6 protein-coding genes are annotated in these 7,262 nt (G+C 67.5%); all 6 read left to right on the forward strand.

Annotation, left to right across the window (positions count from 1 at the left end):
* The first annotated feature begins 136 nt into the window (after positions 1 to 136).
* From cydD to IRZ12_RS14020, 6 genes are read left to right on the forward strand one after another with little or no spacing between them, the layout of a single operon-like run.
* Entirely contained in the window at positions 137 to 1,843 is a 1,707-nt protein-coding gene (gene cydD, locus IRZ12_RS13995; protein ID WP_296469539.1) for a thiol reductant ABC exporter subunit CydD, read from the forward strand.
* On the forward strand, positions 1,840 to 3,600 hold the full coding sequence (gene cydC / locus IRZ12_RS14000) for a thiol reductant ABC exporter subunit CydC (protein WP_296469541.1): 1,761 nt from the start codon (positions 1,840 to 1,842) through the stop codon (positions 3,598 to 3,600). The genes cydD and cydC overlap by 4 nt, the downstream gene beginning before the upstream one ends.
* 16 nt (positions 3,601 to 3,616) lie before the next feature.
* Complete coding sequence (locus IRZ12_RS14005) at positions 3,617 to 5,206, forward strand: cytochrome ubiquinol oxidase subunit I (RefSeq protein WP_296469542.1); 1,590 nt, start codon at positions 3,617 to 3,619, stop codon at positions 5,204 to 5,206.
* Positions 5,207 to 5,209: 3 nt separating this feature from the next.
* Positions 5,210 to 6,364: a cytochrome d ubiquinol oxidase subunit II gene (gene cydB / locus IRZ12_RS14010; protein WP_296469543.1), complete on the forward strand. Its 1,155-nt coding sequence runs from the start codon at positions 5,210 to 5,212 to the stop codon at positions 6,362 to 6,364.
* Positions 6,365 to 6,382: 18 nt separating this feature from the next.
* On the forward strand, positions 6,383 to 6,475 hold the full coding sequence (gene cydX, locus IRZ12_RS14015) for a cytochrome bd-I oxidase subunit CydX (protein ID WP_296469544.1): 93 nt from the start codon (positions 6,383 to 6,385) through the stop codon (positions 6,473 to 6,475).
* Between the two features lie 15 nt (positions 6,476 to 6,490).
* The gene (locus tag IRZ12_RS14020; protein ID WP_296469545.1) at positions 6,491 to 7,096 is read left to right on the forward strand and encodes a bifunctional 2-polyprenyl-6-hydroxyphenol methylase/3-demethylubiquinol 3-O-methyltransferase UbiG; all 606 of its coding nucleotides are present in this window, start codon (positions 6,491 to 6,493) and stop codon (positions 7,094 to 7,096) included.
* The last annotated feature ends 166 nt before the right edge of the window (positions 7,097 to 7,262 follow it).

The following is a 7,262-nucleotide window of genomic DNA, read 5'->3' on the forward strand; positions in this document are numbered from 1 at the left end:
CCCCACGGACGCATGCTCCCCAGCCCCGACGCGAGCTCCGCTTCGCGCAATCCCTGGGCGCCGCACGCACTGCACTTGATCCAGATCATTGCCTCTTCGCATGAGCACTGTTAAGTTACCCTCGGTAACACACCCCATGCCAACGGATTACGTCCCTTCTCGCGCGGCGCGGCTCCGACCAACATCAGGAGACTGGCTGCAATTAATTGGTTCGCTGTTATGGCTGGCCCAGGCCGGCGTATTGGCCGCCGCGGTACAACGCATGGCAGCGAACCCCGGTGACGCCAAGCCCGGCCTCGCCGCCGCAGGGGTGTTCCTGGCGTTGGCGCTGTGCCGGACAGGGCTGGAAACCTGGGGGCAGCGGCTGAGCTTCAAGGTGGCCCGCGATGCGGTCACTCGCCGCCGGGCCGACGCCATCGCTGCGCTGGCCTGCGGCTCACCGCTGGATAAACGGCGGCCGGCCGCCGGCGAGGCCGCCAGCGTGATCGCCGAGCAGGCCGACGCCGCGCTCCCCTATCTGGCCCGCTACCCAGCCGTGCAGCTCAAAGTGGCGGTCGTTCCCCTAGCCATCCTGGCCTGCGTCCTGCCGTTTTCGTGGGCAGCGGGGCTGGTCCTGCTCATCGCGGCGCCCCTTATCCCCCTCTTCATGGCGCTGGTAGGCTGGCGTGCGCAGCGCGCCAGCGAGGAACACCTGGCCGAAATGGGAACGCTCAACGCCTTCCTGCTCGATCGGCTACGCGGGCTGGCCACGCTCCGCGCGCTCGACGCCGTGGAAACCACGACACACCGCCTCGAAAGCGTTGCCCAAACGCTGCGAATCCGTACCATGGCGGTATTGCGCATCGCGTTTCTTTCCTCGGCAGTACTGGAGTTGTTCTCCGCGCTCGGGGTAGCCATGGTGGCCGTCTATGTAGGATTCCATCTCTTGGGGCAACTGCAATTCGGCGCCTGGAGCGGCAAGCTGACGTTGGGCGAGGGGCTGTTCGTCCTGCTTCTGGCCCCCAGTTTCTTCGAACCCTTGCGCGAGCTGTCGACGGTCTGGCACGACCGCGCGTCGGGACGTGCCGCACTCGACGCCTTGGACCGTCTCGCCGCGGCGCCGCTCAAGCTGGTGGGCGGCCCGGCCGCCCCTTCGACCGCCTTTAGCCCCCCGCTGCGCACCCCGCCTGGCGTCGAATTGGCCGGCGTGGGCTTCCACCATCCCGATGCCGGGCAGCCGCTGTTCGAAGCCTTGGATCTGCGGGTCATGCCGGGCGAACACGTGGCCATCCTGGGCCCGAGCGGCTCGGGCAAGTCCACGCTCCTGGCATTGATCGCCGGCCTGGTTCCGGTCCGGTCCGGCCGCATTGCCGTGGGCGGGACGGAGCTGGACGAAAGCACCGCCCCAGAGCTGCGCGCGCGCATCGCATGGATCGGGCAGCGCCCGCACGTTTTCGCGGCGACCGTGCGGTTCAACGTCAGCCTTGGGCGCCCTGAAATCCATGCGCGCGCGGTCGATGCCGCGCTCGGAGCCGCCCATCTCCGGGCATTGGCTGGCGCCGCGGCAGGACGCAGGCTCGGCGAAGGGGGCGCCGGCCTGTCGGGCGGAGAATCCCTGCGCCTAGCCATCGCACGGGCGGCGGCCGACCGGGCCCGGGACCTGTGGCTGGCCGACGAACCCACCGCCCACCTGGATGCAGCCACCGCGCGCGAAGTGACGCGGCGCCTGCTGGCCCAGGCCAAGGGCAAGACGCTCATCGTCGCCACCCACGACCCCGAACTGGCCGCCCGCATGGATCGAGTCATCCGCTTGCCCATGGCCTCGGGCGACGAGCTCGCCCTTCCCGAGGAGCGCTTGGCATGAGCGAACGCCGCATCGATTCCGCCTCGCTGCACACGGATGCACCCTGCGCTGCGGCGGCCGCCGGACGAGGCGACCGTGGCGCCGTGCTGGCCGTGCTGCGGCTGTTTTTCGTGCGACGGGGCCGCCTGCTTGCGGGAGGCGCGGCCTTGGCAACGCTGACCGTCCTGGCAGGCATGGCGTTGATGGGCCTGTCCGGCTGGTTCATCACCGCGACCGCGATTGCGGGACTGGCGACCGGCACCGCCCTCGCCTTCGACGTTTTCACGCCCGGTGCCGGCATCCGCCTGCTCGCGTTGGTTCGCACTGCGGCCCGCTATGGCGAACGCGTGGTCACCCATGACGCGGCCCTGGCAGTCGTGGCCGCGCTGCGTCCGCGCCTGTTCGCCGGCTGGGCGCGTCCCGATGCCGCCCGCGAACTGCTGGCACGCCCGGCACGCCTGCTGTTCCGGCTGACCGCCGATGCCGACGCCCTGGACGGCCTTTATCTGCGGGTGCTGGTGCCGGCCTGCGCGGCCGGCGCCACCATCGCGGTCATGGGCATCGCGCTCGGGGTCGTCAGCCTGCCGCTGGGGCTGGGCATCGCGGCCTGGATGCTCGCGGCCAATGCCGCCGTGATAGCGAGGACGGTGCGGCGCAGCCGCAACGCGTCCCACGATCGGGTACACGCCCTGGAGGCCCTGCGCGCCGACGCCATCGATCTGGTCTCGGGCCAGGCCGAACTGTTGATGGCCGGACGCCTGGATGCGCAATGCGACCGCCTGGCCCGTACGCAGGCGCGCCTTGCCCGGGCGGACGACACGCTCCACCGCGTCGATGCGCAAGCGAGTTTCCTCCAATCGTTCGCGTCGGGCGTGGCCATGGCCGCCACGCTGGCCGGATGTGCGCTGCTCGTTGCGGACGGCGCCATCGGCGCCCCGGTGGCGGCGCTGGCGTTGCTGCTCGTGCTGGCCAGTGCCGAACCGATGGCCCCGCTGCGCCGGGGCGCACTGGAGTGGGCCCGCATCATGATCGCCGTGCGCAGGCTGGCGCCACAGCTCGAGGCACAGGGCGGGCCGAAGGGCCCCGCGCGCGCCGGCGGGGACGTCAAGCTCGAGTCCGTCTCCTTGCTGCATGCCGCTTCGGGCCGCTCCGGCCGATACGTGCTGGACGGGGTTTCGCTCACCGTGCGGGCCGGCGAACGGGTTGCCGTCGTCGGCCCCAGCGGCGCCGGCAAGTCTACGCTGCTCGCGCTCATCGCCCGGGAGCTCGAGCCGACGTCGGGCTTGGTCGACGCACCGGCAGCGTGCCTGTTCACCCAGCGCACCGAGCTTTTCCGCGACAGCGTGCGCGACAACTTGCTCCTTGCGCGGCCGGACGCCGACGACGACACGCTGTGGGCGGCACTGCGCGCAGCGGGGCTGGCGCAAACCATCGCTTCGCTGCCCATGGGGCTCGATACGCGCCTGGGCGATGGCGGCCTCGGGCTGTCCGGCGGCCAGGCGAGGCGCCTGGCACTGGCGCGGCTGCTCCTGCGCCCCACGCGGCTCTGGCTGCTCGACGAGCCGACCGAAGGCCTGGACCCGGCTACGGCCCGCGACGTCCTCGCGCGATTGAACGAACAAGCCGGCGATCGCACGCTGATCATCGCCACCCATACCCGGCGGGAGGCCACCCTGGCCGACCGCCTCATCGTTCTGAAAGGTGCCACCGTGGCCGGCGACGTACCGCGCGGCACGGCCGCCTTCGAGAACACGCTCCATACCCTGCGCACGGACTGAGGAGGAATCGGCCGCCATGGATCTCGACATTGTTTCTTTATCGCGCTTGCAGTTCGCACTGACGGCGCTCTACCACTTTCTCTTCGTCCCGCTCACCCTAGGACTGTCCGTCCTCATCGCCATCATGGAGACGGTGTACGTGATGACCGGACGCAAGATCTGGCGCCAGATGACCAAGTTCTGGGGCACGCTGTTCGGCATCAACTTCGTCCTCGGCGTCGCCACGGGGCTGGTCATGGAATTCCAGTTCGGGATGAATTGGAGCTACTACAGCCACTACGTCGGCGACATCTTCGGGGCACCGCTCGCCGTAGAAGGCCTGATGGCTTTCTTCCTCGAGGCCACCTTCGTCGGCCTGTTCTTCTTCGGATGGAATAAGCTCTCGCGCGTCGGGCACCTGGTGGCGACCTGGTGCGTGGCGCTCGGATCGAACTTCTCGGCGCTGTGGATCCTCATCGCCAACGGCTGGATGCAGAACCCGGTAGGCTCTGCATTCAATCCCCAAACCATGCGGATGGAGATCACCGACTTCTTCGCAGTGATCACCAACCCCGTGGCTCAGGCCAAGTTCGTCCACACCGTCTCCGCAGGCTACGTCACGGCCTCGGTGTTCGTGCTCGGCGTGTCCGCCTGGTACTTGCTCAAGGGCCGCCACCTCGACGTCGCCAAGCGCTCTATGACCGTTGCCGCCTCGTTCGGGCTCGCGTCGGCGCTGTCGGTCGTGGTGCTGGGGGACGAAAGCGGCTATCTGTCGACCGAACACCAGAAAATGAAGCTGGCCGCAATCGAAGCCATGTGGGAAACCGAGCCCGCACCGGCCCCCTTCACGGTGATCGGCATCCCCGACCAGCAAGCGCGCGAGACACACTACGCGGTCCGCATACCTGCAGTCATGGGGTTGATCGGCACACGCTCGCTCACGACCGAGATTCCGGGCATCAATACCTTGGTCGAACACGCCAAGGACCGCATCCGCAGTGGCATCGTGGCATTCGACGCCTTGCAACGCATCCGTGCGGCCGGCAGCACTGCGGCCGCTGCCGAGGCCGACCGCGCCGCCTTCGAAGAACACGGAAGCAATCTCGGATACGCATTGCTGCTCAAGCGCTACGTGGACGATCCCCGCCAGGCCACGCCCCAGCAAATCGACCAAGCGGCCGAAGACACCGTGCCCATGGTGCTGCCGCTGTTCTGGGCGTTCCGCATCATGGTGGCGCTCGGCTTCTTCTTCATCGTGCTGATGGCCACCTTCTTCGTGCTGTCGGCACGGCGCAGGCTGGACGCCCACCGGTGGCTGCTCAAGCTCGCGGTATATGCCATCCCGCTGCCGTGGATTGCGGCGGAACTGGGCTGGTTCGTCGCAGAGTTCGGCCGCCAGCCCTGGATCATCGAAGGCGTGCTGCCCACCGCGGCGGCGGTCTCCGATCTCGGCGCCGGCACGGTGTTGGCCACCATCCTCGGCTTCACCGCTCTCTACACGGTCCTGTTCATCATCGAAATGGGCCTCATGTTGCGTGCGATCCGCAAGGGCGTCGAGCCCGACCTAGATCCCGAGGTCAGCCTGATCGCGCCACGTGTCTCTCAACGTCTCACCGCCCAGGAGTAAGCCATGATCCTGCACACCCTCATCGACTACGACGTACTGCGGATGATCTGGTGGGCGCTGCTGGCCATCCTGCTGATCGCGTTCGCGCTGACCGACGGCTTCGACTTGGGAGCTGCCATGCTATTGCCGTTCGTCGGCCGGACCGACGCCGAGCGGCGCGTGGTGATCAATACCGTCGGCCCCGTCTGGGAGGGCAACCAGGTGTGGCTGATCCTCGGCGGGGGCGCCATTTTCGCCGCGTGGCCGCCACTCTACGCGGTATCGTTCTCGGGTTTCTACTTGGCGATGTTCGCCATACTGTTCGCGCTGATACTCCGCCCCGTGGGCTTCAAGTACCGGAGCAAGCGCGAAAGCGCCCGCTGGCGCACGGGTTGGGACTGGGCGCTATTCGTCGGCGGCCTCGTGCCTTCGCTGATCTTCGGGGTGGCGGTCGGCAACGTACTGCTGGGCGTGCCCTTCCGGCTAGATGAGGATCTGCGCATCTTCTACGAAGGCGGGTTCTTCGGGCTGCTGTCTCCGTTCGCGCTGCTCTGCGGCCTGGTCTCGGTATCCATGCTGTGCATGCACGGCGCCGCATGGCTCGTCCTCAAGAGCCGCGGTCCCGTTGCGGAGCGCTCCCGCACGTATGGCAGCGCCGCGGCGCTCGCCACCCTGGTCCTGTTCGCGTTGGGCGGGCTCCTGCTGTGGCAGGGCGTAGACGGCTATCGCATCACCAGCGCCATCGACCCGGCAGGCCCATCCAACCCCTTGCGCAAGACCGCCGAAATCGCGGCCGGTGCCTGGTTCGACAACTATCGGAGCCATCCCTGGCTGGCGGCAGCGCCCGCCGCCGGGCTGGCCGGCGCCGCCCTCACCTGGATTTTCCTGCGGTGGCGCAAAGAAGGCACGGCCCTCTTGACGAGCTCGCTCTCCATTCTGGGGATCATCGTCACCGTGGGCGTCACCATCTTCCCATTCCTGCTGCCCTCGTCGATCGACCCGCGCGCCAGCCTCACCGTCTGGGATGCCTCGTCCAGCCACCAGACCCTGTTCATCATGCTGGTTGCGGCCGTCATCTTCGTCCCGCTGGTCGTCGCCTACACATTGTGGGTCTACCGGGTGCTGTGGGGCAAAGTGGACGAAGCCTCCATCAACGAACCCGGCAACCACGCCTACTGAAACCTGGGAGGAATGAGCATGTGGTACTTTTCCTGGATATTGGGGCTGGGCCTGGCCGCAGCCTTCGCCGTCCTGAACGCGATGTGGTATGAGTTGATGGAGGAGGAGTAACCGAGGAATGGCGGCATGAAGACCTGGGACGAACGGTACTCACGACCCGGATATAAGTACGGCACTGAGCCCAACCGTTTCCTGGCGGAACAGGAGCCTCGCCTGCCGGCGGGCAGCCGCGTGCTCCTGCCGGGCGACGGCGAGGGCCGCAACAGCGTCTGGCTGGCGCAGCGGGGCCACCAGGTGCTCGCGGTGGATAGTTCCCAGGTCGGCCTGGACAAGGCTCTGGCGCTGGCCTCCCTGCGCGGCATCACCATCACCACCTTGCATGCCGATCTCGCCGATTGGTCGCCACCGGCGGCGACCTGCTCCGGCGTGGCCCTGATTTTCGTGCACCTTCCCTCGGCCGTCCGCCCCGGGATCCACCGCCGGCTCGCCCGCGCGCTCGCCCCCGGGGGCTGGCTGATCCTTGAGTGCTTTCATCCCCGCCAACTCGACTATCCGAGCGGCGGACCGCGCGAGGTCGACATGCTGTCCGACCTCGCCGCCATACGCTCCGATTTCTCCCCGCTGCTCGAGGAAGTCGTGGCATGGGAAGGCGAAGTGGTCCTGAACGAAGGCGAAGGCCATAAGGGGCCGGCATTCGTGACCCGCTACGTAGGGCGCATGCCGGCCCCCTGAATCGGCCGCGTTCCCGATGCGATTTGCCCACCTGCGAACAATCGCACCCCCTAGGTATTTATTTTATAAATAAAAATCATTACTATTTGCCTTTCTATTTTTTTATTGGCAAATTGATGATGCCTTCGCCGATGATGCGCATCTGGAAGTGGCCCCTCATCCTGGG

The organism is Pigmentiphaga sp. (assembly GCF_019689535.1).
Classification (GTDB): Bacteria; Pseudomonadota; Gammaproteobacteria; order Burkholderiales; family Burkholderiaceae_B; genus Pigmentiphaga.

Coding starts and splice junctions, on each gene's coding strand:
- cydB (WP_296469543.1), top strand. CDS start 5,210: ATGATCCTGCACACCCTCATCGACTACGACGTACTGCGGATGATCTGG.
- IRZ12_RS14020 (WP_296469545.1), top strand. CDS start 6,491: ATGAAGACCTGGGACGAACGGTACTCACGACCCGGATATAAGTACGGC.
- cydD (WP_296469539.1), top strand. CDS start 137: ATGCCAACGGATTACGTCCCTTCTCGCGCGGCGCGGCTCCGACCAACA.
- cydC (WP_296469541.1), top strand. CDS start 1,840: ATGAGCGAACGCCGCATCGATTCCGCCTCGCTGCACACGGATGCACCC.
- IRZ12_RS14005 (WP_296469542.1), top strand. CDS start 3,617: ATGGATCTCGACATTGTTTCTTTATCGCGCTTGCAGTTCGCACTGACG.
- cydX (WP_296469544.1), top strand. CDS start 6,383: ATGTGGTACTTTTCCTGGATATTGGGGCTGGGCCTGGCCGCAGCCTTC.